Below are 25,483 nucleotides of genomic sequence, written 5' to 3'. Positions count from 1 at the left end.
TCTTTGGTTCGCGTCAGAGTTCGTCAACACGTAAATCCATTAGCACATAAGTACTTAACTCCCATCAATGCTCTAGATTGGGATAAAGTTTATGCACAGCCAACTCAACCACTGCACTTAGATATTGGCTGTGCTTGGGGAAGGTTTGTTTTGAATATGGCGCAGAAAGAAACTAATTGGAATTTTCTGGGCTTGGAAATTCGTGAACCTTTGGTACATGAGGCGATGAAGTGTAAGGATGAATTGGGCTTAACAAACCTTCACTATTTATTTTGTAATGTTAATAATTCTTTACGTCCATTGTTGTCTTCTCTACCTACAGGTAGTTTACAACGTGTGACAATTCAATTTCCCGATCCGTGGTTTAAACACCGTCATGCTAAACGTCGAATTGTACAACCACAGTTAGTAGAAGAATTGGCAGATTATCTTGTCCCTGGGGGTGTAGTATTTTTACAGTCGGATATTGAGTTTGTCGCGGTGGAAATGTGCGATCGCTTTGCCTCATGTGCTGCTTTTCACCGAGTTGATACAGGAGAATGGTTGCCAGAAAACCCGCTTGGAGTTTCTACTGAACGGGAATTAGGCACAATTAGCAAGGGTGAACCTGTTTATCGTGCTTTGTTTGCCAGAGGAGCACAATTGTAGGGGGCGAACAGTCGGTTGTTCCTACTTACCCATAATTTGTAATAGAGTATACAATTAAAGTCTACCTGCTAATTTCTTTTTCTTCTTGGTACATTATGGCTACACAATCTGATCGTCAAAAACGAATTATGGAGCATCTAGCTCGAAGCACAAACAACTTTAATAACTCATCAGTTAATTCCTCTGAACGTCAGCAGCGGATTTTAGAACATGTCCGTTTAACCAAAGGTTAAAAGAAGAACTTAGTTGTCCGAACGATAGCTACAGCTTAATGGCGTACACCCCGAATGAACCCTCCCCGATCCTCGGGGAGGGCTGGGTGGGGTAGTGTACCTCACTAAATTGATATCTAACCGAACTCAAAAGACTGGATTAGCAAATCAAAACGATGTTGTTGGTATATTTTTTATAGATCATCCTCTGATCCGATGTGGGATGTTTATTCCTCATAACCAAAAAATCTTCAATTCAACAGCTTTATACGACTTACGCCAAGTGAACAATGTACCAGTCATGGGAAAACTTAGCCTGAGCAAACAATTGATCCGGCGTGAGCAGTTGCTAAATCTGAGTTTTTTGCTGTTTCCCAGAGATTATAAATATAGATCGATGGCGAAAGCTTCTGCGAAAACTTTACTCTGTGATCTTCGCCGCGCACAGCTGTTACAATTTTGTTACCTACAAAAAATAGGCAGGAATTAGCAGTATTTGCCACTATTGGATTAGAGGAGGAAATTGCCAAAGGGATCAGAATTCCGCTTGGTAGTGGTTTCGCAGGTAAAATTGCTGCTAGTGGTGAGCAAATGATTGTCGAAGATTTGTCAAAGATAGAAGTAGTAAGTCCAATTCTGTGTAATAGTGGCATCCACTCAATGCTTGGTGTTCCTATCTTGCTTAAAGAGCAAGTGAACGGTGTTTTACATGTTGGTACGTTTCGTTTTCGTCAATTCACCCATGAAGATTTGCAGCAAATACAATTTGTTGCGGCTCAAATTAGTTTGGTAATGCAAATTATATTAAAATATCCAAAAGTTACTAGCCCAAACAAAGCTCATTTCGGCTTAAACGCTATTCTGAATGGGAGCTTTGTTTCCGCATTGATGTACTAGTGAAAGACAAAATTTAATTAAAAAGTTGCAAAGAATACGATCGCGCTTTACAATAGGAACGCGATCGCCTCACCCCACCCTGTTGGTGTTACCGGATGGGGAGTAAAAGTGGGAATTGATTACACAACAGCAGTCTTCTTAGTTACAGCGTTGAGTTCACCTTTAGCATATCTAGCAGCAAAATCATCCAAGCTCACTTGCTTGATTTTGCTAGCATTACCTGCAGTGCTAAATTGCTGATAGCGATCGCCACAAACCTTCTGCATATACTTAATAGAAGGCTTGAGGAAGTGACGAGGATCGAATTCTTTAGTATCTTTTGCTAAAGCTTCACGCACAGCAGCGGTAATTGCTAGACGGTTGTCGGTATCAATATTGATCTTACGTACACCGCTCTTGATACCTTTTTGAATTTCTTCCACAGGTACACCGTATGTTTCGGGGATTGTACCACCATATTGGTTAATGATGGCAAGCAAATCTTCGGGTACTGAAGAGGAGCCGTGCATTACCAAGTGGGTGTTAGGCAAACGACGGTGAATTTCTTCAATTCTGCTGATTGCCAAAATTTCCCCAGTAGGCTTACGAGTAAACTTGTAAGCACCGTGGCTAGTACCAATTGCTACTGCCAAAGCATCTACTTGCGTTTGCTCTACAAAGTCAACTGCTTGATCTGGATCTGTTAGTAGTTGATCGTGGGAAAGAGTTCCTTCAAATCCGTGTCCATCTTCAGCTTCACCAGCACCTGTTTCTAGAGAACCCAAACAGCCGAGTTCACCTTCCACGCTAGCGCCTACTGAGTGAGCTACTTTTACTACTTCGTGGGTAACGTTAACGTTGTATTCGTAGCTTGCTGGAGTTTTTGCATCTGCTTCCAGTGAACCATCCATCATCACACTGGTAAAGCCGTTTCTAATCGCTGAGTAGCAGGTAGCAGGAGCATTACCATGATCCTGGTGCATTGCGATGGGAAGATGAGGATAGGTTTCTACTGCTGCCAGAATCAAGTGGCGCAGGAAGTTTTCTCCAGCATACTTACGAGCACCGCGAGAAGCTTGCAAAATCACCGGGCTATCTGTTTCATGGGCAGCCTGCATGATTGCTTGGATCTGCTCCATGTTGTTCACGTTATAAGCTGGAATACCGTAACCGTTTTCAGCCGCATGATCCAACAGCAGCCGCATTGGTACGAGCGCCATAGATAGTCCTCCTAATATGGTTGTCAGCTAATCGATTTAAGTGAGAGCGTATTTAATACGCCAATCTTAAGACTTTTTTCAACATCCTATAGGAAATTATAACTATATGATGTACACGAATGGTGAAAAAGTTTAGGAATGGCGCATAGGACGTGGAGGATTGAAGCTCTGTTGAGAAGCTCTATATGCCATCCATAATTATATATTATAGTTCTATGCTTTATGCTTTATCTTTTTAATTTATGGGTCGCCCGGGATTCGAACCCGGAACTAATCGGTTAAAAGCCGAGTACTCTACCGTTGAGTTAGCGACCCTTTTGCTGCAAACTGCAACTCATCTACTATAGCATAAAACTTCCCAGTTTTGTAAAGGGGTTTTAGAAAAAATTTGCGCTTAGACGAACATTTGCCTTCAAATCCTCTCCTGGTTGCACCACAGATAAATTTTCTTTGGTATTCATAGCGTTACGAGGAGCGCTCCAAGGTTCCAGACAGTAGAAATCTTTGCCTTTGACTGTCCAAAAGACGAGGGTAGAGAAGAGGCGATCATAATCAATGGTCAACTTTAACTTTCTGTGATTATCCACCACACTAGTAGATGTACCGCTTAGTTGGTTAAAGGCTACGTCAATTTCATCAACACTAAAATCGAAATTGCCATCAAAGGATTCAACTGTCTGTGAGTTCTTGGCTTGATACTGCCCAGAAGGAATTTGAAACTCCAGCTTACTTTTATCCTGCGCTGCAAAGTAAGGATGGAACCCAAAAGAACAAGGCATCGGGGCAGAAGAGTTATTTGTATACTGCTGCTGAATTTCTAAAGAATTACCTTGGATGAGGTAAGTATAAGTTACTGTAAAGTCAAAAGGATAAACAGCCCTTGTTTGCTCGTTACTATTCAGGACAAGAGTTACACTTGCTTTTTCTGGTGTAACGTTATCTTCTTTCACGAACCAAGGTAAGTCTCTGGCAAAGCCATGTTGTTTAAGCTTATACTCTTGACCATTGAGAGTGTAAGTGTCATTGGGTAAGTTGCCACAGATGGGAAACAAAATTGGCACTCCTCCTCTAACACTTAACTGAGGATCTTTAAGGCGTTCTTTGTCTAAATAAAAAATTTCTTGTCCTTTTACAAGCCAGCTAACGATAATACCACCTCTTTCTGGTAAAATCTCTAGCTGCGACTGATTGGTTTGGATGTGTTTACTCATGGTTTTGATCGGATATGGGATTTGTAGAGACGTTCCGCTAGAACATATGTATTCGTAGAGACGTTCCGGCGGAACGTCTCTACCAGAACGTCTGTCACACGAATACGCGGCAGCAGTCCACCCACATCATATTCCCATGAGTCGGAAACAAAAAGTGTGCAAATTCCTATTGATCTTCAGCAAATACAAAACGATATAACTCGCTTGGATCTGGTTCTGGGCTACTTTCGGCAAATTTCACTGCTTCTTCAAGCATTTGCTGGATCTCACGATCAATAGCTTTGAGTTCTTCCGGCTCTGCCAGATTTTGCTCAACTAAATAATTTGCTAACTTCTTAATTGGATCGCGAGCAAACCAAAATTCTTTCTCACTTTTAGTTCTTAGTTCATCTGGGTCTGCTAAGGAATGACCCCGGAAACGGTAGGTAAGTGCTTCAATTAATGTTGGTCCAACACCAGCACGAGCGCGGGCTACTGCTTCTTGTGCTACTTGGTGTACTGCTAGTACATCCATACCATCTACTTCCACACCCACCATGTTGAATACACTGGCTTTTTTGTAAATTTCTGGTTGGGAAGTCGCCCTGTCATGAGCCATACCAATTGCCCATTTATTATTTTCTACGACAAAAATAATCGGTAATTTCCACAGAGCCGCCATATTCAACGTCTCAAAAAATTGCCCGTTGTTGCAGGCTCCATCACCAAAAAAGCAAGCTGTTACTTGATCTGCTGTTTCATCTTTTAATACTTCGCGACGGTATTTAGTTTGAAAAGCTGCTCCAGCCGCTACAGGTATACCTTCTGCCACAAAAGCGTATCCACCTAACAAACGATGTTCGGCAGAGAACAAATGCATTGAACCACCACGTCCTTTACTGCAGCCTGTGGCTTTACCATACAGTTCTGCGATCACTTCTTGCGCTGGTACTCCTGCACTCAAAGCATGAACGTGATCTCGGTAAGTACTACAAACGTAATCTTCACCTGGTCGCATCGCTTTGATTACACCAGTAGATACAGCTTCTTGACCATTATATAAATGGACAAAACCAAACATCTTGCCTCTGTAATACATTTCGGCACACTTATCTTCAAACAAGCGTCCCAGCGTCATGTCTTTGTATAAGATTAAGCCTTTTTCTTTAGTAATTTGCGTGCTAGCTGCATCAAATACTGGTAAAGTACGTTCTTGAACCATTATTTTTTCTGTACGGGGTAGTAAAATTTAAATTTACTCTTCCATTCCTTAGACTACTAATCACGATAGCAAGATTCTGCATATTGATTAACAATTACAAAAAATGGAGATCCAAATCTATATCCCTCTTTAGGGTATTGTAATGAACTAATTATTGTGATATCATCCGTGTCGCTATAAAATAGTAATATCCAACTTGTATCTCTCTGAAAAGATACAAATAAAGTTGTTGCATTACATACATGTAGTGCGAAGTCAATAGGGTATTATAATGGCACGGTTTTACAAACCTAAAACACATTATTAGAAGAATAATATATGTTGATCGCGCTGCAGGGGAAGTGAGCCGTGCGAATTCCGCTAGATTACTACAGAATTTTAGGACTACCGTTAGCAGCAAGTGATGAGCAGTTGCAGCAGGCGTACAGCGATCGCGTCGTCCAACTACCGCGACGCGAGTACTCAGAAGCAGCAATTACATCCCGAAAAAAACTTATAGAAGAGGCTTACGTGGTTTTATCAAATCCAAAAGAACGCAAAGCCTACGATCAACTTTATCTTGCCCATGCTTACGGAGGCACTGATGGCGTTGACGCTACAGTGGCAGTAGAAAATCGAATAGAAGCCGATATTGATGCACAAATTCTCACCATCGAGATCTCACATGAAGAATTAATTGGTGCTTTACTACTTCTACAAGAGCTAGGAGAATACGAACTAGTACTTAGACTTGGTCGTCCGTACTTAGTGAATAAAAACGGTACTGTCCTCAAGCACAATAGACAAGTAAACGTTGAATCTAATTATACTACGGCAACGGCAACAGATATTTTTCTCACCGTTGCCCTTGCTTGTTTAGAATTAGGGCGCGAACAATGGCAGCAAGGTAACTATGAAAACGCAGCAATTTCCCTAGAAACGGGCGAAGAATTGCTCGCACGCGAAGGTTTATTCCCTAATGTCAGAGCAGAAATTCTTTCAGATCTGTATAGATTGCGACCATATAGAATTTTAGAACTACTAGCGCTACCAGAAGAAAACACAAAAGAAAGAGCGCAAGGGTTGCAATTACTACAAGAAATTCTGGAAGAACGCGGTGGGATTGATGGCACGGGAAATGACCAAACAGGTCTTACAATAGACGACTTCTTGCGATTTATCCAGCAACTGCGCAACTACTTAACAGTAGCAGAACAACACAAATTATTTGAAGCAGAAAGCAAGCGCCCTTCTGCTGTTGCCACATATCTAGCAGTATATGCGGCGATCGCACGAGGATTTACTCAAAGTCAACCAGCTTTGATTCGTACAGCCAAGCAAATGCTGATCCGATTGGGTAAACGTCAAGATGTACACTTAGAACAGTCGTTGTGTGCCTTGTTGTTGGGGCAAACCGAAGAAGCTAGCCGTGTTTTAGAACTCAGCCAAGAATACGAAGCGCTCGCTTTTATTCGGGAAAATTCTCAGGATTCTCCAGACTTACTCCCAGGTTTGTGCCTCTACGCAGAAAGTTGGTTGCAAAACGAAGTGTTTCCACACTTTCGAGATTTAGTCCAAACTAAAGCTTCCTTAAGAGAATATTTTGCTGACTCACAAGTACAAGCTTATTTAGATGCTTTACCGACAGAAGCAGTTGCCACCAACGAATCTATTCAAATCAATCACCAATCTTCTACCCATACACAAACAAATTATTCTCAGCGTCGCAGCAGTGGAACCACTGTTTCCCGACCATTAAATAGTAGTGGTAACTCAAATATACCAGAAACACCAACCCGGACAAGACCAGAATATTCCCATACCTCATCACCAAAATACGCTACATCAAACTCAAGACAAGCAAATAGTTCAAAAGTAGAAAGTCCTGTAGTTACCAATGGTAGAGTAACCAACCATAACTCAAATAGCGTTGGCACAAAACAAAGTGTACCACCGCGTAGAAGGCGTAAACGTACTTATGTTGATGAAAAGCGCATTGGTTTTGTCCGCAATCCACAAGCATACAAAAAGCTAGGATGGATAGTTATTGCCTCTACAGCAGGTGTATTGGTTTTATGGCTTTCGATTACAACAACTGTTGGATTGGTAAAAAACTTGTTCTTCTCTACATCATCCCGTCTAGGCGACGGATTAGCTATACAACTGAATGAACCGCCAATACAGATTCCTGATAGTAACAGTAAACTGCAAATATCAGCCGCTCCAATAACCGAGACGACAGCAGAAGAAATTGTTCAAAGTTGGCTGGTTCTTAAAGCTGCGGCTTTAGGACGAAACCATGATATTGATAGTTTGGCACAGATTTTAACTGATCCGGCTCTTACTCAATGGCGACAAATCGCCCAAGCTGATAAAGCAGAAAATCGCTACCGTCGATACGAACACAGCTTACTGAAATTAGAATCTGTGGAAACAAGTGAGCTTGAACCCAATCGCGGTGCTATAGAAGCTACCGTCAGAGAAGTAGCTGAATTTTATAAAAATGGTCAAGTAAGTCAGCAAAAGCCTTACACCGTAAAAGTTCGTTACGAATTAACTCGCGCAAATGGTGGGTGGCGCATTCAAAGTATGTCAGTTCTCAACGAAGTCAATCAAACTCCTCCAGGACAATAGTAGGGGAGTACGCGTCATCACTACGTATAAACCCCCCTTGCCCCCCTTATCAAGGGGGGTTTGATGCCCCCTTTTTTAAGGGGGGTTGGGGGGGTTCATATGAGCATGAAAAATAGTAAGCCAGGTAATATCATAAAACCATGACATTATGCCGACGAAAAACCCCTGTTTCAGCCCATCAGGAAGGTAAATGTTAAGATTTAATGACAAAACGATCCCCGAAAAACTGATAAATTCGTAGAGAGGGGGAAAAAGCTCCTGTGACCCCCTTGATCCCTGTGGGGGGGTGGTTGTTAATATTTAGTAACAAAGGCTCCTCCGATCCCGATGAGGGAATTGAAAGGGAGTAACCCGCAATTTAAACAAAAAATTTAAACCTCGGCAAAACCAGGAGTCGGGAATAAAAAAATCATCTGGGGTTGATGAAATTTCATTAACCACAACTACCAGAAGATAATCATTAACCTTTCAAACTACTGGAGGCCAATTTTATGGCAAAAGAACGCCCACCTTTAGAAGAGATGACATTGCGCCAACTACGCAGGGTAGCGAGCGAATGTAGCATCTCTCGTTATAGCCGAATGCGGAAATCGCAACTGCTGGCAGCGATTCAAGAAGTTCAGCACAGTAAAGTTTCTCTCAGCCAATCTCGTTCAATGGAGGCACAGGAAACCGTGGAAGCAGCAAAGTTTGAGTTAGGACAGGAAGATCGTATTGGTGGCACCCTCGCTGATGTAGATGAAGGACTTGCCGATTTACCAGGTGGATATGGTGAAAGCCGGATAGTATTGTTGCCTCGCGATCCACAATGGGCTTACACATACTGGGATGTCCCCAACGAACACAAAGAAGAACTGCGTCGTCAAGGTGGACAACAGCTAGCACTACGGATTTATGATGTTACAGACATCAATATAGATTTCCAAAGCCCCCACAGCATCCAGGAATATCCTAGCGATGAAATGGCAAGAGAATGGTATCTACCTGTGCCAGTGAGCGATCGCGACTACGTAATTGACATTGGCTACCGCTGTGCTGATGGACGCTGGTTAGTCCTAGCTCGTTCTGCGCGAGTACACATTCCGCCCGTATATCCTTCCGACTGGATTGAAGATGTTTTCATCACCGTCAACTTTGAAGAAGACTTACGCGGCAAAACCCTGTACGAACTCGTTCCTCCTGCGAAGAAAGCAGCAGCAACAGCAGGCTACACCAACGGTAACGGCAACGCCATCTACGATCAAATCTTTGGTATGGCTGAATCTGCTGAAGCAGCGCGAGTTGCTGGTTCTCTATTTGGTTCCATGCAACACGTTCCTGGTTCTATGGCTCCAGAACAAGCAATTAGTTCCTACATCTTCCCCTCTGGCGTAGGTATGTGGGCAGTGCCAACTACATCCGGTTTAACAATGTCCGGTGTAGGTATGTCTGGTGCTGGGTTCTCTGGTGACGTACCAATGCGCCCACGCAAATTCTGGTTAATCGCTGACGCTGAATTGATTGTTTACGGCGCTACCGAACCAGATGCTACTGTAACAATTGGCGGTCGTCCAATCAAGCTCAATCCAGATGGTACATTCCGCTTCCAGATGTCCTTCCAAGATGGCTTAATTGACTACCCAATTATGGCTGTTGCCGCTGATGGTGAACAAACACGTTCAATTCACATGAAATTTAACCGTGAAACTCCATCTCGCAATACCAACACCAAAGATGAAGCTGTTTTAGAATGGCTCTCGTAATTTTGGGTTGAAGATTTTAGATTGATAAATAAACTTCGTTGTAGAGACCGTACAGTACGGTCTCTACATTTATTTTCACTGCTATGTCTATTTGATTTTCCATCTAAAATCGAAAATAAATACACTTTATTAGTAGCCCATGTCAGAAATTGCCACAACTGGAACGATCGCTGCAATCGCCACTGCTATTGTCCCCCAACAGGGTAGCGTTGGCATTGTGCGTGTATCTGGCGATCGAGCAATGCACATTGCGCAAACAATCTTTCATCCGGCTGGGCGTCAAGTTTGGGAAACTCACCGCATTCTCTACGGCTACATTCGCCATCCCCAGACACAACAACTAATTGATGAAGCACTAATGCTGATCATGATTGCACCCCGTTCCTACACTCGCGAAGATGTTGTCGAGTTTCATTGTCACGGGGGAATTATCGCAGTGCAACAAGTATTGCAACTGTGTTTAGAAAATGGGGCTTCCTTAGCACAACCTGGAGAATTCACCCTCCGCGCCTTTTTAAACGGAAGACTTGATTTAACTCAAGCAGAAAGCATAGCTGATTTAGTCGGAGCTAAATCTCCCCAAGCTGCCCAAGCTGCACTAGCAGGATTACAAGGAAAACTAGCACATCCCATCCGGCAGTTACGCGACCACTGCTTAGATATATTAGCAGAAATTGAAGCTCGGATAGACTTTGAGGAAGACCTACCCCCGCTGGATGATAACTATATAATATCAGAAATAGATAAAATTGCTACACAAATAACTCAAATTTTAGCAACAGCAGACAAAGGCGAACTATTGCGCACAGGGTTGAAAGTAGCAATAGTTGGACGCCCGAATGTAGGCAAATCAAGCTTATTGAACGCATGGAGCAAGAGCGATCGCGCGATCGTCACAGACCTACCCGGCACAACCCGCGACGTAGTAGAATCGCAACTAGTAGTTGGCGGCATACCCGTACAAGTACTAGATACAGCAGGCATTCGGGAAACACTTGACTCTGTAGAAAAAATCGGCGTCGAGCGATCGCGCCGTGCCGCCAGTGCTGCCGATTTAGTCCTACTCACCATCGACGCAGAAGCAGGATGGACTCAAGCAGACCAAGAAATTTACTCTCAAGTACAACACCGCCCTTTAATATTAGTAATTAACAAAATCGACCTAGTACAGACGCGATTCATCGCGTCTTTAAAATACCCCAACACAATTAACCAAATAGTCAAAACAGCCGCAGCCCAAAACATTGGCATCGAAGAATTAGAAGCAGCAATTTTAGAGAAAGTGCTTTCAGGCAAAATACAAGCAGCCGATTTAGACTTAGCCATCAACCAACGACAAGCAGCAGCACTAACAAAAGCAAAAACCTGCCTACAACAAGTACAAGCAACCATCCAAGAGCAACTACCCCTCGACTTTTGGACAATTGACTTGCGAGGTGCAGTTCATGCTCTAGGAGAAATTACGGGTGAGGAAGTAACAGAATCAGTTCTTGATAGAATATTTAGTAGATTTTGTATAGGAAAATAAACTACCACATTTTTTCAACTGGATAACTATCAAAAATCGTATCTATGCTTATTAAAGGCATCTTCTCAACAATTGCCTGAGTAATTAAAATTCTATCAAAAGGGTCGCGATGATGATTGGGTAAGTTTTTTAAAGCATAAATATGGCTTAACTCAATCGGTAACACTTGTAAGTCGTTAGATTGCTGTTGGGTTTCTATTAGTTCATGTAAAGGCAAGTCGAGAGTTAATTTACCCGTCTGAATTTTAATTTGCATTTCCCAGATGCTAGCAATGCTGATTACCCAAGAGTTACTGGTGTCATTTAATAAGCTTGTAACTCTATCGGAAAGCTTTTCTGGATTTCCTGCTGACCAAATAAGTACATGGGTGTCTAATAATAGTTTCACAGTACGCCTTTACCCATCCATAATTCATCTGGTAAAGGATCATTAAAATCATCGCTCATCCAAATTTTACCTTTATGCAAACCCATTACCCGTTTTTTCTTTATTTCTGGAGCTTGATTATACTTCTGTGCTAAAAATTCGACAAAATCTAGCACTTGCTGTTGCTGTTGAGGTGGTAGGGTTTGTAGTTTAGTAATTAATTCTGAAGTAGTATCTACAACTTGCTCAGCCATCTTACTTTCTCCTGTTAAGTGTCTTGCTTACATGTTAACTGTCTTGTGTCCTATACTTCCAAAACATATATGATTGTTCATAAGTAGTTTCTCTAGCCTAGAATGATATATAAATACTAAGTTGGCTGCAGTCTGACAGTTGATGCAACTAGCTATGTAGAGCGTCATCATGGTTAGCGGCAGTGCCGATCGCGCTTGAGATCGTCAACAACTTTCTCTAAATACCAGTTATCCGTATTGCCTGGATGCAGTTGTCGCTGCTGTTGAAGCAAACGTTGAGCAATGGTAGTGTCTCCATTAAGTAGCGTCATTAATTTTTGTTCCAGTCTAGGGTTAACTGAATTTTTGGGTTGTTTAGCTCCTGTCCATTGAAAAGACTTCAAATCGGGAAGTGGTTGAGAAGGAACATAGGGTAATCGTCCTACCTCTTCCCTGGTGATAAAAGCAGGCGGAGGGGTATGATCTTTGGTTTTTAAAGGTGGTTGGGACGATTGAGTATCCATAGATTGACTAATTGAGACTACTCAATCCACCATGCAGCGATTTTCTTGGCGTTAGCCACGGGAAATTCTCGCATCTTTATTTAAAGAATTTTTCACAAACATAAAACGTTTTAAGTATAAATTGAGTAGTATTTTACGTAAAAACGATCAAAGCTTTGCTATACAGTATTCTTATACTTAGTATCGATAAATAAACCACGAAGACGCTAAGGACGCAAAGAATTTTCTTGGCGCTCTTGGCGTCTTGGCGGTTCATTTAATTTAACTGCGTAAGTAACAAAATGTCCTTCATCAACGAGATTAACAACGCCAACGCATTAATTATCGGAGCAAGCCAAGGGATTGGACTTGGTTTTGTTCGCAACTTGCTACAAAATGAGAGAATCGCCAAAGTTTATGCCACATACCGTCAGCCAGAATCTGCTGTTGAGTTAATAACCCTACAAAAGCAACATTCCGACAAATTAGTTTGTCTAGCGATGGATATTACTGAAGAATCACAGATTATTGAAAGTGTGCAACTTTTACGCGCCGATACAAACAAGCTTCACTTGGTTGTCAACTGTGTGGGGGTATTGCATGAAGGGGAAATGCAACCAGAAAAGAGTTTAAGACAGATTAATTCAGAGTATTTGATGCGCTACTTTCAGGTGAATAGTATTGGTTCGGTGTTGCTAGCTAAACACTTATTGCCGCTATTTCGTCATCAAGAAAGCAGTGTGTTTGCCAGTATATCTGCTAAGGTAGGTAGTATTGGTGATAACAAGCTGGGTGGATGGTATGGCTACCGGGCTTCTAAAGCAGCACTGAATATGTTTATGCGCACAGTGGCGATCGAGTATGGTAGAACTTGTCCGAAAGCTGTGGTGGTGACTTTGCATCCTGGTACAACTGATACAAGACTTTCCCTTCCATTTCAGGGTAATGTACCACCAGAAAAATTGTTCTCTGTGGAGCGTACTGTGACTCAATTGCTAAGTGTGATTGAACAACTTCAACCGAGTGATAGCGGCGAGTTTTTTTCTTGGGATGGAAGCCGATTGCCATGGTAGCTTTGAATCCGCGATCGCTTCCCTGTGGTTAAGAAGTAGGCGATCGCAGACTCTATAATTTTCTATCTAGAACAGCAACTTGCTCAAACCTAGATTGCGGTAATGGTGTTACCTGTACCTAAATCAACGACATTGCTAGTAGAGCTAGCGGTGTAAGTGAGGTTGTTGTTAGCCGAAGGAGCATCGAAGAAGAAGTTGCTGAGGATACCGCCGGAGATGGAAACAACGTTGCTGCTACCATCGATCTCAAACCCTTCTTGACCATTACCAGTGGAAGTTACTTCATTCCAGAAGACAGTGTTGCCAACGCCAAGGATGTCGAAACCATCAGCGCCGTTACCACTGAAAACAGAACTGTTAACAGTAACAACGTTGCCAGTAGCGGGAGCATCGAAGTCGAAGCCATCGTCAATGTTGCCAACTAGGTTACTGCCGTTGATAGTAACAACGTTGTTGATACCATCAATCTCGAAGCCTTCTTGACCGTTACCAGTGGAAGTTACGCCATCCCAGGTAATTGTGTTGCCAGTGCCAAGAATGTCGAAACCATCAGCTGTATTATTGCTGATGGTTGTGTTGATAACGGTAACAACGTTACCAGTGCCAGTGCCATCGATATCGAAGCCATCGTCACCGTTACCTGTGAGAGTACTGCCGGAGATAGTAACATTGTTGCTGCTGCCATCGATCTCGAAACCTTCTTCTGCGTTGCCAGTAGAAGTTACGCCACTCCAGGAAACAGTGTTACCAACGCCCAGGATATCGAAACCATCGTCGCGGTTGCCACTAAAGGTTGAATTGTTAACGGTAACAATGTTGCCTGTAGCGGTAGCATCGAAGTCAAAACCATCTTGGTTGTTGCTGAAGGTGCTGTTGTTAACGCTAACAGTGTTGTTGCTGCCGTCAATCTCAAAACCTTCTTCTGTGTTACCAGTGGTGGTTACGCCATCCCAGTTAACTGTGTTGCCATTGCCACCGATGTCGAAGCCATCGTCACCGTTGTTGCTGAATGTTGTGTTGCTAACGTTAACGGTGCTGCTGTCGCCTTGAACATCGATACCATCTTCTGTGTTGTTAGTGAAGACACTGTTTGATACTGTCAGGGTACTACCGCTACCAACAACAATACCGTCTAAACCGCTGGAAACAGTCAATCCATCAATAGCAACACTGGTGTTGTTGATAGAGAAGAGGCTGAAGCTGTTATTGCCGCTTACAGTATTGCCAAGTCCGTTGATTACGAGTTCGTCAGTGATATTAGCTGTCTCTGACAGACTTACTGAACTAGCCAATTCAATTGTGTCTTGTCCGGGTAGGCTATTTGCCTCGTTAATCGCACTGTTTAGTGTTGTAGTGATCCCATCTACAATAAAAGTTGCCATGAGTTATCTTCTCCCTGGTTTGTATTAGGAATGATCTGACATCAAGCACTATCATCCAGAAGCAAATATAAATCTCTAAATAGAGTCTCTACTTGCTTCTAATTAATGATGTAGACTACAGCAATAAACCTGTAACTACTCACACTTTCAATCACTGATTGAAAGTATGAAATGAGCGGATTGAATCCAAATTTGGGAAGCTAGCCGAACTAGTATGTTGACCGATATCAATCTCATCCAATAGAGCAATATCTCAACATTCCTGACTTTTTTTTGCGAACTGAAGTTTGACTTCCAACAATTTGATAGTAACTCTTACCCACGTTTTTACAGTAATTTTTTTAGTCATCTTCATAAAAAATTTACAAAAATCTGAATTAATTTTATGAACTTGCACTGCTCCAGCATTTGAAACATAGTTAATCTGTAAACCTGATCAGGAAAGACTTGCAAAGATCACATTAAAACCGCTTACATTCAGTTGTCTTTTCTGCTCAAAGCTTTATTCCAAAGGAACTGTAACGATAAATACCGTTTTTATTGTTGTTTTTAGTTGCCTCTTCATATTAACTTTACAATAGATATTTTCCTCCATTCACTAAATAATATTTTTTCTCTTCATCGATTAGCTATAAGTGTTTTTATGTATGGTTTACAGCTATTCCATAATCAATTTTTATTAGTTATTTTGAGTAAATGACTATATGGTAATTTGAAATTGTGTGTTCACATTAAAAGCCGAAGAAGTTCGATTTAGTCAATACTTGACTAAGTGATTTATCACAGCAAAATTTAGTTTTTACCCAAGTTTGCTATGAGAAAATTAACAAAAGAGTAAGGAAAGGTAAAAATTAGAAAATTTTTTCTTAATGTAGGTAAAAGCTATGTAAGTTTTGGTAATTTATGGAAGTGGCGATTACAAATGCAAAGATATCAGGCTATCATACTTTTGTTTCCATCTTTAGATCAAACCTATAAGTAACACACCATAATTATTGTTAAACGTGTTACAAAATATGATAAATTTTCAATTAGGGTTTGATGTTTGTTTTGCTTGCTTAAGTTTGGTCAGAGAAGTTCCTCACTGCTGTTTGTAAACTTTAATTGCAAAGTGCATCATACGTGTAGGAGTTCATCGTTAGATTCTCTTGAAACACAAAGATCTCATATCCTTGAGCGCAGGTATACAGCCTGTTGTAGTCTGTGGTTCGATGATTGTTCGTTTGATTAAAGTCTGTGTAGCACTTTAAACTACAGATACTAACTTTATGACACACTCACAAAACTTCAACCGTCGCCAGTTCTTGCTACGTGCAGCTATTACCAGTGGTGGAATTGTTGGCGCAAACTTTTTATCAAAATCAGGGTTTGCTCAAGCACCTGGTGTGATTACATCTGACAAACTGCGCCCTAGCATACCTTATGGTGTAGCTAGTGGTGACCTCAACGGTAATAGCGCTGTGATTTGGAGTCGTAGCGATCGCCCTGCCCGAATCATTGTCGAATATTCTACAGAGCGAACTTTCCGGGGAGCAAAGCGTGCTTTCGGACCAATAGCACAAGAACTCAACGACTATACAGCACGAGTTTATCTCAACAACCTGCCACTAGGTGAGCAAATTTACTACCGGGTAATTTTCCAAGATTTAGACAATACCAAAATTTACAGCGCTCCCACTGAAGGTACATTCCGAACAGCCCCTGCATACCGACGTGATATTTTCTTTGCTTGGTCTGGAGATACTGCAGGTCAAGGATGGGGTATTAATCCTGACTTTGGCGGCATGAAAATCTACGAAAGTATCCGTAAGCTCAACCCAGACTTCTTCATCCATTCCGGTGACAACATTTACGCTGATGGTCCCATTCAATCAGAAGTAAAGTTAGACGACGGCAGCATCTGGAGAAACATTACCACAGAAGAAAAATCAAAAGTAGCAGAAACCCTAGCAGAGTTTCGTGGTAACTATATATATAACCTGCTAGATGAAAACGTCCGCCGCTTCAACGCCCAAGTTCCTCAAATAGTACAATGGGACGACCACGAAGTCACAAATAACTGGTATCCAGGCGAAATTTTAGACGATAACCGCTATACAGTCAAGGACGTCAACTTACTAGCGGCGCGGGGAAGACAAGCGTTTTTGGAATACATACCCATTCGCTTTGACCCTTATGAACCAACGAGAATTTACCGCTCTTTCAAGTATAGTCAATTACTAGAAATTTTCGTACTAGATAAGCGTACTTACCGGGGACCAAACACAGAAAACCGTCAAACAGAACAAAGCGCAGAAACAGCATTTTTGGGTAGCGCTCAAGTGCGTTGGTTGAAAAACCAATTGCAAAAATCTACAGCCACATGGAAAGTTATTGCCAGTGATATGCCCATTGGATTGGTAGTACCAGATGGTCCAACTGCTTTTGAAAATCTCGCCAACGGCGATGGTCCCGCTTTAGGAAGAGAACTGGAACTTGCTGATATACTACAGTTCATCAACCGTAGAAATATCAAAAATGTCGTTTGGTTAACTGCTGATGTACACTACGCAGCAGCACACTATTACGATCCTAACAAAGCACAATTTACCGACTTCAAACCCTTCTGGGAGTTTGTTGCAGGTCCCCTCAACTCTGGCACATTTGGACCAAACCAACTTGACAATACCTTTGGTCCCGAAGTCAAGTTTCTCAGCATACCTCAAGGTTTGAGAGCAAATCGACCTCCATCTGAAGGTTTGCAATTCTTTGGCACAGTCAAAATTAACAGTTATTCACTGGAGATGACAGTAGCATTGCACGACATCGAAGGCAAAATTCTCTATAGTGTAGATTTGCCGCCAGAAAAATAAACCGCATTCACAATGTAGAGACGTTCCGCCGGAACGCCTCTACAGGGATTTGTGGGTTTAAGAAATCATCTTTTCTAACGCTATTTGTAAATCTTTCGTCAAATCGTCAACTGCTTGTCTTGCCCCTTGACGACCGATATGATATGATGACCAACGTTCGGTAACGGAAATTGGTTCACCCACAGTTACCTGAGATTTTCGCCAACCTAAGCGGGGTCTAGCAGGGTTTTTCTCGCCTTTAATTCGGGCAATCAGGTCAAATAAAATTAAAGTTGTTTCTGCAAATCTTTCAAAAGTAGGCTTTTGTTGAACGTAAGTTCCTGTCACTGCCACAAAACTTTCAGCTAGACGCATGTGTAATACGCGCAGAGATGCTTCTTCAGCAATCCAATCTGCCAAGCCTCGCTCTATAGGTGATAAATTGTGCAAGGAAGGCAAATCGTTTCGATAGATATCATCCCAGCAAGCTGACTCTATGCGGCGACAGCGTTCAATTATGGTTCCCTGGGATTCTAAACCAAAATATTGCTCGGCTGCTTGTAATGATTTATCTAATACCGTCTGTAGTCGAGCTTTCAGTACTTGATTACGATGAGCAGATGAATCTATTGGTGTGTTAACTGGTGCTTGGTGGTAGAAGCGAGTGTAAAACTGTTCCATTTGAGAAAGGACGTGTTCACCCAAGCGAAACAGGCGATGGTAGAATTTTTCTGGCTCAACGAGATTTGATCGATCTATTTGCTGTACTGGTAAGCCGCTATCTGCTTCTAATTTACTTAAAAGCCAATCCAATTTTGCCCAAGATGGGTTAATGTAGCTGTACTGAATGCCAATCGGTACAATCAATACGGACTCAGTTCGGTTCGCTTTGAGCAAGTCTTGTTGACACCAAAAGCCCAAGTGGGCAACTCCGGGTTCCAATGGACTGACTGTTTCGCTATGCCCATTTGTGGCACCTTCCGGAGCTACACTAATTGGTAGTTTACCATTGGCAAACAAATCCCTTGCTGTACGCATCCCACTTCTGTCTAACCTTTTACCACGATGAATCGGTACACCGCCTAACCGAGAAAACAGCCATCCAAGCCAGTTGCCTGCCCAGAGCAACATGCCGCGATCGTAAAGAAAGTAAGAATGAATTGGGTATTGTAGTGTGACACCAATTTTCCTGGCAACTTTTGGTACTGCACGGGATAGTAAGTATAACATACTAAGAGGGTCGTCAACTTCACAGTGGCGAAATGCAATGAGAAAACGAATTTTGCCAGCTTGAAATTGTTGGTAGAGATCGACTAACACTTCTACATTCTCAGTTTCAATCTTGGCGATTCCTGTGGGTAACCAAGGTCGAAGCCTTAATCGCTGCAAGATTGGCAATAACCCCTGCATAATATAGTGTACCAGTGGGTCGAACTGCTGTGGGATGAACTCTAAGGGCGGTTGTGCGCGTTGAATTGAATGGGGCAAGGTAGCTCTCCTCGAAAGGCGTTCCTAGATCCCCGGCTTCTTTAAGAAGCCGGGGATCTATGGTCGGGTGTATTTCATAGTTTACTGATTAAAGTTACAAGCTTATGTCAGCTAGCTTGATAAATTAAAGAGAAGGAATTTAGCAGAACACATGCAGTTACATCTTTTAACTTTCTCTTTTCCCTTTTTGGCAACAGCCACAGCTACAGCCGATAGTTCACTTGTACTAGCAGGGGTACTGCTGAGTTTAGTTGTAATTTACTTCGCGAGCAAAATTGGCGGGGAATTATCAAATCGTGTGGGTTTTCCACCCGTGTTAGGTGAACTTGTCGGTGGTGTGGCAGTGGGTGTATCTATCCTACATCTATTGGTGTTTCCAGAAAGTTCGGCTGATGGTTCCAGTTCTTTAGTTATGTCATTCCTGCAAGCAACTGCTGGGTTAACTCCTGAGGCATCAAATGCAGTTTTTTTTGCGCAGTCAGAAGTTATCACCGTTTTGGCAGAATTGGGAGTGATTATTCTGTTATTTGAAATTGGTTTGGAATCAAATCTCAAAGATTTGATGGCGGTTGGTATCCAAGCAAGTGTTGTCGCAGTGGTGGGAGTAGTAGCACCGTTTACTGCTGGTACAGCTGGGTTGATGATTTTGTTTGGTATTCCAGCGGTGCCAGCTATTTTTGCTGGAGCGGCACTAACGGCAACAAGTATCGGTATTACTTCTAAGGTGCTATCAGAATTGGGGCGTCTCAATTCTAAGGAGGGGCAGATTATTTTGGGCGCTGCTGTAATTGATGATGTGTTAGGAATTATCGTTTTAGCAGTGGTGGCAAGTCTTGCTAAAGATGGAGCAGTGGATGTAAGTAAAGTAATTTATTTGATTATCGCTGCGAGTGGTTTTTTATTAGGTGCAATCGTTTTGGGAAATGTATTTAGTAATTCGTTTGTCGAGATCGCCTCTAAGCTAAAAACTCGTGGTGGGCTAATTATACCCGCGTTTATCTTCGCCTTCGTCATGTCATACTTTGCTTCTGTAATACAATTAGAAGCAATTTTGGGTTCTTTTGCCGCTGGCTTAGTTTTGGATGAAACAGATGAACGTGTACAACTGCAGCAGCAGGTAATTCCGATTGCTGATATGCTCGTGCCCATTTTCTTTGTGACAGTTGGGGCAAGAACCGATTTGGGCGTTTTAAACCCAGCAATTCCTAGTAACCGAGAAGGATTAATTATGGCGGCTTTTCTCATCATTGTCGCCATTGTTGGTAAAATCGTTACAGGCGCAGTGGTGTTTGGTCAATCCCAAATTAATCGCTTAGCTATTGGTGTGGGAATGATTCCTCGGGGTGAAGTCGGATTAGTTTTCCTTGGTATTGGCTCCTCCACTGGAATTCTCTCCAAACCACTAGAAGCAGCAATTATCATGATGGTGATTTTAACCACCTTTTTAGCTCCTCCTTTATTACGATTCGTCTTTCCCCAACCAACAATTGTAGGCGAGCAAATAATTTTAGACGATGCAGTTGTTGATAACACTCCCAATTCTTGATTTTTTGTAGAAGTCGTTCCAAGTCTCTGACTTGGAATGCCTGAAGTAAGATTTTGTCTCACGCTCCAAAACGGAAACTTCTTTTGCTAAAATTACGTCACCTGAAAATGTGTATTTTTAGGAGTTGTTGAGCTTCTACCAACAAGTACGTATTTTTATTTCGGGTATCCTCGTCAAACAAACAGATATTTTTTCTAAGTGTATATCACATAAAAGCAATTTTGTCAAGCACTGCATCAATTACCATTCAATCAAACAACTTCACCAAATCCCACAGCTATTCAAGTGTCATGATTGTGGGATTGACTGCAAGGGAGGGATACTGATTATCTCTATTTTAAGGTAATCTGATGGTTTAGATTTCCTTGCCGTTATGGCAGAGAAATTCATCGGGAACCTGTTAAAATTTGACGCCATTAGCTGTGTCTTAATCCCAGCACATCAAAGCTGAGGTTTGAGCGGTGACGGTGTAAGGTACCTATAATGCAACAGATTGATGGCTTCCATGAATGCGCACTCAGGAGAAAACATTGTGAAACTGCACTGGTTACTACCTGGTACTCTTGTGACAATCTTTATGCTATTGTCACCAGCTCATGCAGCGAGATTGCAATCTTGGCGTTTTGATGTGAATCAAAATCGGCTGGAAATTGACACAGAAGGTTCGGTTCAACCTAGAGCACGACTTATGTTCAACCCCACTCGATTAGTAATTGATTTACCAGATACTACTCTTGGGGAATTACCACCCGCAGAGTCACCAGGTAGGGGTATCCGTTCAATACGTGCAGGGCAGTTTGACGCACAAACGGCGCGAATCGTTGTCGAACTTGATCCAGGTTACACCATGAACCCCGACATGGTGCAATTTATTGGGGTAAGTGCTAATCGGTGGAATGTACAACTACCAAAGCCTCAAATTAAAATAACTGATAACTCAGAGCAACAAAATGTTTATAATTTGGTGACAACAGATTCTGAAAATAAGTTGCGATCTGAGTTATTAAAGGTAGCTAGTACCACAACAGGAGCAACTCAGATCGACAATTTTCAGATTACAGGCGATGGTTTTTTCATTCGCACCAGTGGAGAAAAAGCCAAAATTCCCAGGGTGAGTCGCAGTCGCGATCGCCGCACTATTTACATGGATATTCCCAACGCCTCTGTTGGACAAACAACCCAAAGGGATTTACCAGTAGGCAAGTATGGTGTTAATAGCATCCTATTAAACCAACTGAACACAAAACCACCAACTGTCCGAGTAGAAATGCGGGTGGATAAAGATAGTCCCGATTGGAAAGTAAGTAGTGACAGTAGTGGCTTAGTCGTTCTACCAACTGTTGGAACTGGGAATATACTGGCAACAGATAATACTACCCCTACCCCCTCTAGGTTATCAGAAAACAATTTACAAGCAACAATTGAGTCAGTGCAACTTGTACGCAATGACACGCAACTGATTGTAAAAGGCGATCGGCGAATATTAGCCAATGGTAGCTGGGATAGGTCATCTGGTTTTTACCGGATCGTTGTTCCCAATGCTAAATTAGCGGTAACAGTTAGAGGTCCAGTTCTCAATGAGCGTAGTCCCATTTTAAGAATACGCCTGCAACAGGAAGATCCTAATAATGTAGTGATCTACGTCCAACCAGCAGCCGGAGTAAGAATTGGGCAACTCAATCGTGACAACCAAGCCATAGCATTAGATTTACAACGTAATCGTCGGTTAGCACCCTTACCATCTTCGCTTCTACCACCAATATCACGACCATACACACAATCATTCCCGAACCCATTGACAAATAATCCTCAACCATACAATCCTCCTCGTCCAACCAATGGACGAGTCGCAGTTGTGATTGATCCAGGACATGGTGGTAAAGATCCGGGTGCAATTGGCTTAGGCGGAGTACGAGAAAAGGATATCATCCTACCTGTTAGCACTCGTATAGCGGAAATTTTACAGCAAAACGGTATCTCCGTAGTACTAACACGTAATTCCGACTACTTTGTGAGCTTGCAAGGAAGAGTAGACATAGCACAGCAAGTATCGGCTGATATGTTTGTTAGTATTCATGCAAACTCAGCAGGGCTAAATCGTCCTGATGTCAGTGGTTTAGAAGTGTACTATTACGACAGTGGTTTAGGCTTGGCTAACACAGTTCATGACAACATTCTTCGGAGTGTGAATGTTAGAGATCGGGGGGTAAGAAAGGCAAGGTTTTATGTCTTGAGAAGAAATTCTATGCCCGCCATTCTTGTTGAATTAGGATATCTTACTGGTCAGGAAGATGCAGCAAAACTGTCAAATCCACAGTATCAATATCAGATGGCCGAAGCAATAGCCAATGGTATTCTCCAGTACCTAAGACAAAGATAATTAATTTCGTAGAGACGCTCCGCCGGAACGTCTGTACAGCAAAGGAGGTCACATTACTTAACAAAAATTTAAATTTGTTACGCGGTGCATCAATTACCAAACAGCACAGACGCGATTAATTGCGTCTCTACTTAACCAATAAGATTGCACTCTTTGTCAATTAGAACCTTACCTAAATTGACGACTCTAGTTAATTCTAGTTATCTCAATGTCTGTGTAATCTGATGCCCTGCGGAACGAATTTTTTCTTCCTTGATGGCATGGACAACATGTATGGGAATGCTAGAATTTGACGCCTAGCTAATTTCCTTTTTGGAAAAATCTACGCAGTCAAAATCCGCGCATCGGTCAGTTGACGATGCGAGGCATCAACAACGCAATCTTATTGTCAGCTTCCCTATGAATGCGAATCAGGAGAAAACACTGTGAAATTAGACTGGTGGTTACTACCCGGCACTGTTGTAACTGTCTCAATGCTATCGTCGCCAGCACAAGCAGCAAAACTGCAGTCTTGGCGTTTTGACGCTAATCAAAATCGATTAGAAATTAACACTGAAGGAGCTGTTCAACCCAAAGCTCAATTAGTATTTGGTCCCACTCGCTTGGTGATCGATCTACCAGGAACTAAATTTGGACGTCCTCAGTTAACACAGCCAGTAGCTAATAGTACTGGTATTAAATCTGTCCGCGTTGGGCAGTTCGACGCACAAACAGCACGGATTGTTGTGGAACTCAATCCAGGTTACACCCTCGATCCAAACCAGATAAAATTTGTCGGGATAACAGCCAGTCGCTGGACAGTACAATTACCTAACCCAGAAACGGAAACTGCTTCTGCCCCAAGAAATATTTACAGTGTGGTCAAAAGTGAACCGAAAGATTCCGTCAGTAATGTCACTGTAGCGAACAAAGACAATGAAACGGAAACTGTTAAAGAAAATGGTATCGTTGTTAACACTTTTGAAGGACCAACACAAATTGAAAAACTACAAGTGACTGGAGATGGATTTTTTCTGCGCACTATTGGAGTTAATCCGGAAATTAAAGAAGTCAGTCGTAACAGCGACAAGGGTATTATTAACATTGATATTGCTAATGCGACTTTATCGAGCCGTGTGCAACGGGACATGATTATCGATAAATATGGTGTTAATCGCATCTCTTTAACTCAATTAGAATCATCTCCACCAGTTGTGCGCATGACAATGCGGGTAAAACAAGATACCCCAGACTGGCGAGCTAGCATTAGCGGTACAGGTGGCATAGTACTTTTACCTAATAGTAGTGTAGTTAAATTACCAGCCAGTAGTAATTTATACCAGCGTGAGGATAGTAGTCCCAGCATCAAGTCAAGTGAATCAGTGGCGACAATTCAGTCTGTAGAACTCAGTGGTACATCCGGGCAACTAATTGTCAAAGCTGATCGCAATTTATCTGCTAGTGGTAGTTGGGATAAATCTTCTGGTCTATTTCGGATCACTATTCCCAATGCTAAAGTCACTCCAGCAGTTAAAGGTCCTAATTTAACTTCCAATAGCCCTGTTTTACGTATACGTTTACAACAGCAAGACCCCACCACTGTTGTCATTTTAGTTCAACCAGCAGCATCTGTACAAATTGGACAACTTAACCAGATTGGAGATCAATTTGTCGCTTTAGAATTACGTCGCACTCAGCCGGCAACAGGTAGTATTGCTTTACCTCTACCACGACCAAATCCACAACCATTACAATCAGGAACAATAGCACAAAATCCTAATCCATCACCTCTGCCGCGCCGCCCTGTTCCCAAAGGAAGAGTTGTGGTTGTTGTCGATCCAGGACATGGTGGTAAAGATTCTGGTGCTCCTGGTATTGGTGGATTGTTAGAAAAGGATGTGATATTACCGATTAGTAAAAGAATAGCTGCAATTTTAGAGAAAAATGGTGTGCAAGCTGTGCTAACGCGAAATAGTGACTATTTTGTTGAACTTCAAGGACGGGTAGATTTAGCACAACAGAAGCAAGCTGATTTATTTGTCAGTATTCACGCTAATTCTGTTGCTAATCGTCCTGATGTCAATGGGTTAGAAACTTATTATTACGACAGTGGCGCTCGTCTAGCTCAAGTAGTTCACAATTCTATTCTCCGTAATATTGGTACTATTAAGGACAGAGGTGTACGTAAAGCTAGATTCTATGTTCTTAGAAAAAGCTCTATGCCCTCAATTCTTGTTGAAACGGGTTTTATGACGGGACGCGAGGATAACCCCAGGCTAGGAAATCCTGAATATCAAAATCGCATGGCAGAAGCGATCGCAAATGGTATACTTCAGTACTTAAAGCAACGGTAAATAGTAGAGACGCCTCGGTGGGGCGTCTCTAAACGAAATCGAATCTAGAGACGCTCCTTGGCGTGCGTCTCTACAAAATCTAAAAACATCAAATTT

At 42.2% G+C, this 25,483-nt stretch carries 19 protein-coding genes and 1 tRNA gene; 11 read left to right on the top strand and 9 right to left on the bottom strand.

Going from position 1 to position 25,483, the window contains the following annotated elements:
* Positions 1–3 precede the first annotated feature (3 nt).
* The 3 genes from trmB to ICL16_RS06340 all read left to right on the top strand — a co-directional run bounded on the left by trmB (position 4) and on the right by ICL16_RS06340 (position 1,757).
* Entirely contained in the window at positions 4–648 is a 645-nt protein-coding gene (gene trmB, locus ICL16_RS06350) for a tRNA (guanosine(46)-N7)-methyltransferase TrmB (RefSeq protein ID WP_190826015.1), read from the top strand.
* A 95-nt stretch (positions 649–743) separates the two neighbouring features.
* A complete protein-coding gene (locus ICL16_RS06345) occupies positions 744–881 on the top strand; it encodes a hypothetical protein (RefSeq protein WP_190826014.1) in 138 nt (45 codons plus the stop codon).
* A gap of 438 nt (positions 882–1,319) precedes the next feature.
* Positions 1,320–1,757: a GAF domain-containing protein gene (locus ICL16_RS06340; RefSeq protein WP_202895429.1), complete on the top strand. Its 438-nt coding sequence runs from the start codon at positions 1,320–1,322 to the stop codon at positions 1,755–1,757.
* 119 nt (positions 1,758–1,876) lie between these two features.
* On the opposite strand, the gene fba is transcribed toward ICL16_RS06340, so the two are convergent.
* The 4 genes from fba to pdhA form a co-directional block, all read right to left on the bottom strand.
* Positions 1,877–2,956 (bottom strand): class II fructose-bisphosphate aldolase, encoded by a 1,080-nt coding sequence (gene fba, locus ICL16_RS06335; protein ID WP_190826013.1) that lies wholly within the window; start codon positions 2,954–2,956, stop codon positions 1,877–1,879.
* Positions 2,957–3,199: 243 nt separating this feature from the next.
* A tRNA-Lys gene (locus tag ICL16_RS06330) sits at positions 3,200–3,271 on the bottom strand.
* A 62-nt stretch (positions 3,272–3,333) separates the two neighbouring features.
* Positions 3,334–4,167 (bottom strand): aldose epimerase family protein, encoded by an 834-nt coding sequence (locus ICL16_RS06325; RefSeq protein ID WP_190826012.1) that lies wholly within the window; start codon positions 4,165–4,167, stop codon positions 3,334–3,336.
* A 166-nt stretch (positions 4,168–4,333) separates the two neighbouring features.
* Positions 4,334–5,368, bottom strand: coding sequence for a pyruvate dehydrogenase (acetyl-transferring) E1 component subunit alpha (pdhA, locus tag ICL16_RS06320; protein WP_190826011.1), 1,035 nt, complete (start codon positions 5,366–5,368; stop codon positions 4,334–4,336).
* 348 nt (positions 5,369–5,716) lie between these two features.
* Here pdhA and ICL16_RS06315 point away from each other — a divergent pair, with 348 nt between their 5' ends.
* The 3 genes from ICL16_RS06315 (at position 5,717) to mnmE (ending at position 11,251) form a co-directional block, all read left to right on the top strand.
* Positions 5,717–7,981, top strand: a complete 2,265-nt coding sequence (locus tag ICL16_RS06315) for an IMS domain-containing protein (RefSeq protein ID WP_190826010.1) — start codon at positions 5,717–5,719, stop codon at positions 7,979–7,981.
* Between the two features lie 491 nt (positions 7,982–8,472).
* On the top strand, positions 8,473–9,723 hold the full coding sequence (locus tag ICL16_RS06310; protein WP_190826009.1) for a DUF4912 domain-containing protein: 1,251 nt from the start codon (positions 8,473–8,475) through the stop codon (positions 9,721–9,723).
* Between the two features lie 139 nt (positions 9,724–9,862).
* Positions 9,863–11,251 carry a tRNA uridine-5-carboxymethylaminomethyl(34) synthesis GTPase MnmE gene (gene mnmE / locus ICL16_RS06305; protein ID WP_190826008.1) on the top strand — a complete coding sequence of 463 codons (1,389 nt, stop codon included), beginning with the start codon at positions 9,863–9,865 and terminating at the stop codon, positions 11,249–11,251.
* A gap of 1 nt (position 11,252) precedes the next feature.
* Here the strand turns inward: mnmE and ICL16_RS06300 are convergent, their stop codons facing one another.
* From ICL16_RS06300 to ICL16_RS06290, 3 genes are all read right to left on the bottom strand, one after another.
* On the bottom strand, positions 11,253–11,639 hold the full coding sequence (locus ICL16_RS06300) for a PIN domain-containing protein (protein ID WP_190826007.1): 387 nt from the start codon (positions 11,637–11,639) through the stop codon (positions 11,253–11,255).
* The gene (gene vapB, locus ICL16_RS06295) at positions 11,636–11,872 is read right to left on the bottom strand and encodes a type II toxin-antitoxin system VapB family antitoxin (RefSeq protein ID WP_190826006.1); all 237 of its coding nucleotides are present in this window, start codon (positions 11,870–11,872) and stop codon (positions 11,636–11,638) included. Before vapB ends, ICL16_RS06300 begins: the two co-directional genes overlap by 4 nt.
* Positions 11,873–12,045: 173 nt before the next feature.
* Positions 12,046–12,375, bottom strand: a complete 330-nt coding sequence (locus ICL16_RS06290) for a hypothetical protein (RefSeq protein WP_190826005.1) — start codon at positions 12,373–12,375, stop codon at positions 12,046–12,048.
* 281 nt (positions 12,376–12,656) lie between these two features.
* On the opposite strand from ICL16_RS06290, the gene ICL16_RS06285 reads away from it, so the two are divergent.
* Positions 12,657–13,427 carry an SDR family NAD(P)-dependent oxidoreductase gene (locus ICL16_RS06285; RefSeq protein ID WP_190826004.1) on the top strand — a complete coding sequence of 257 codons (771 nt, stop codon included), beginning with the start codon at positions 12,657–12,659 and terminating at the stop codon, positions 13,425–13,427.
* An 89-nt stretch (positions 13,428–13,516) separates the two neighbouring features.
* Here ICL16_RS06285 and ICL16_RS06280 read toward each other — a convergent pair whose 3' ends face one another.
* Positions 13,517–14,809 (bottom strand): beta strand repeat-containing protein, encoded by a 1,293-nt coding sequence (locus tag ICL16_RS06280; protein ID WP_190826003.1) that lies wholly within the window; start codon positions 14,807–14,809, stop codon positions 13,517–13,519.
* Positions 14,810–16,077: 1,268 nt separating this feature from the next.
* On the opposite strand from ICL16_RS06280, the gene ICL16_RS06275 reads away from it, so the two are divergent.
* The gene (locus ICL16_RS06275) at positions 16,078–17,661 is read left to right on the top strand and encodes an alkaline phosphatase D family protein (RefSeq protein WP_190826002.1); all 1,584 of its coding nucleotides are present in this window, start codon (positions 16,078–16,080) and stop codon (positions 17,659–17,661) included.
* Positions 17,662–17,718: 57 nt separating this feature from the next.
* On the opposite strand, the gene ICL16_RS06270 is transcribed toward ICL16_RS06275, so the two are convergent.
* The gene (locus ICL16_RS06270; RefSeq protein WP_190826001.1) at positions 17,719–19,128 is read right to left on the bottom strand and encodes a lysophospholipid acyltransferase family protein; all 1,410 of its coding nucleotides are present in this window, start codon (positions 19,126–19,128) and stop codon (positions 17,719–17,721) included.
* 151 nt (positions 19,129–19,279) lie between these two features.
* Between ICL16_RS06270 and ICL16_RS06265 the strand changes: the two genes are divergently transcribed.
* The 3 genes from ICL16_RS06265 (at position 19,280) to ICL16_RS06255 (ending at position 25,387) form a co-directional block, all read left to right on the top strand.
* Positions 19,280–20,674 carry a cation:proton antiporter gene (locus ICL16_RS06265; protein WP_190826000.1) on the top strand — a complete coding sequence of 465 codons (1,395 nt, stop codon included), beginning with the start codon at positions 19,280–19,282 and terminating at the stop codon, positions 20,672–20,674.
* A gap of 532 nt (positions 20,675–21,206) precedes the next feature.
* Entirely contained in the window at positions 21,207–23,054 is a 1,848-nt protein-coding gene (locus ICL16_RS06260) for an N-acetylmuramoyl-L-alanine amidase (protein WP_190825999.1), read from the top strand.
* Between the two features lie 425 nt (positions 23,055–23,479).
* Positions 23,480–25,387: an N-acetylmuramoyl-L-alanine amidase gene (locus ICL16_RS06255; RefSeq protein WP_190825998.1), complete on the top strand. Its 1,908-nt coding sequence runs from the start codon at positions 23,480–23,482 to the stop codon at positions 25,385–25,387.
* Positions 25,388–25,483 lie beyond the last annotated feature (96 nt).

It is taken from the genome of Iningainema tapete BLCC-T55 (assembly GCF_014698965.1).
GTDB lineage: Bacteria > Cyanobacteriota > Cyanobacteriia > Cyanobacteriales > Nostocaceae > Iningainema > Iningainema tapete.
The sequence above is the reverse complement of the archived record's forward strand: the minus strand, read 5'-3'. Positions and strand labels throughout refer to the sequence as shown.

Coding starts and splice junctions, on each gene's coding strand:
- ICL16_RS06345 (WP_190826014.1), top strand. CDS start 744: ATGGCTACACAATCTGATCGTCAAAAACGAATTATGGAGCATCTAGCT.
- fba (WP_190826013.1), bottom strand. CDS start 2,956: ATGGCGCTCGTACCAATGCGGCTGCTGTTGGATCATGCGGCTGAAAAC.
- ICL16_RS06325 (WP_190826012.1), bottom strand. CDS start 4,167: ATGAGTAAACACATCCAAACCAATCAGTCGCAGCTAGAGATTTTACCA.
- pdhA (WP_190826011.1), bottom strand. CDS start 5,368: ATGGTTCAAGAACGTACTTTACCAGTATTTGATGCAGCTAGCACGCAA.
- ICL16_RS06310 (WP_190826009.1), top strand. CDS start 8,473: ATGGCAAAAGAACGCCCACCTTTAGAAGAGATGACATTGCGCCAACTA.
- mnmE (WP_190826008.1), top strand. CDS start 9,863: ATGTCAGAAATTGCCACAACTGGAACGATCGCTGCAATCGCCACTGCT.
- vapB (WP_190826006.1), bottom strand. CDS start 11,872: ATGGCTGAGCAAGTTGTAGATACTACTTCAGAATTAATTACTAAACTA.
- ICL16_RS06290 (WP_190826005.1), bottom strand. CDS start 12,375: ATGGATACTCAATCGTCCCAACCACCTTTAAAAACCAAAGATCATACC.
- ICL16_RS06285 (WP_190826004.1), top strand. CDS start 12,657: ATGTCCTTCATCAACGAGATTAACAACGCCAACGCATTAATTATCGGA.
- ICL16_RS06280 (WP_190826003.1), bottom strand. CDS start 14,809: ATGGCAACTTTTATTGTAGATGGGATCACTACAACACTAAACAGTGCG.
- ICL16_RS06275 (WP_190826002.1), top strand. CDS start 16,078: ATGACACACTCACAAAACTTCAACCGTCGCCAGTTCTTGCTACGTGCA.
- ICL16_RS06265 (WP_190826000.1), top strand. CDS start 19,280: ATGCAGTTACATCTTTTAACTTTCTCTTTTCCCTTTTTGGCAACAGCC.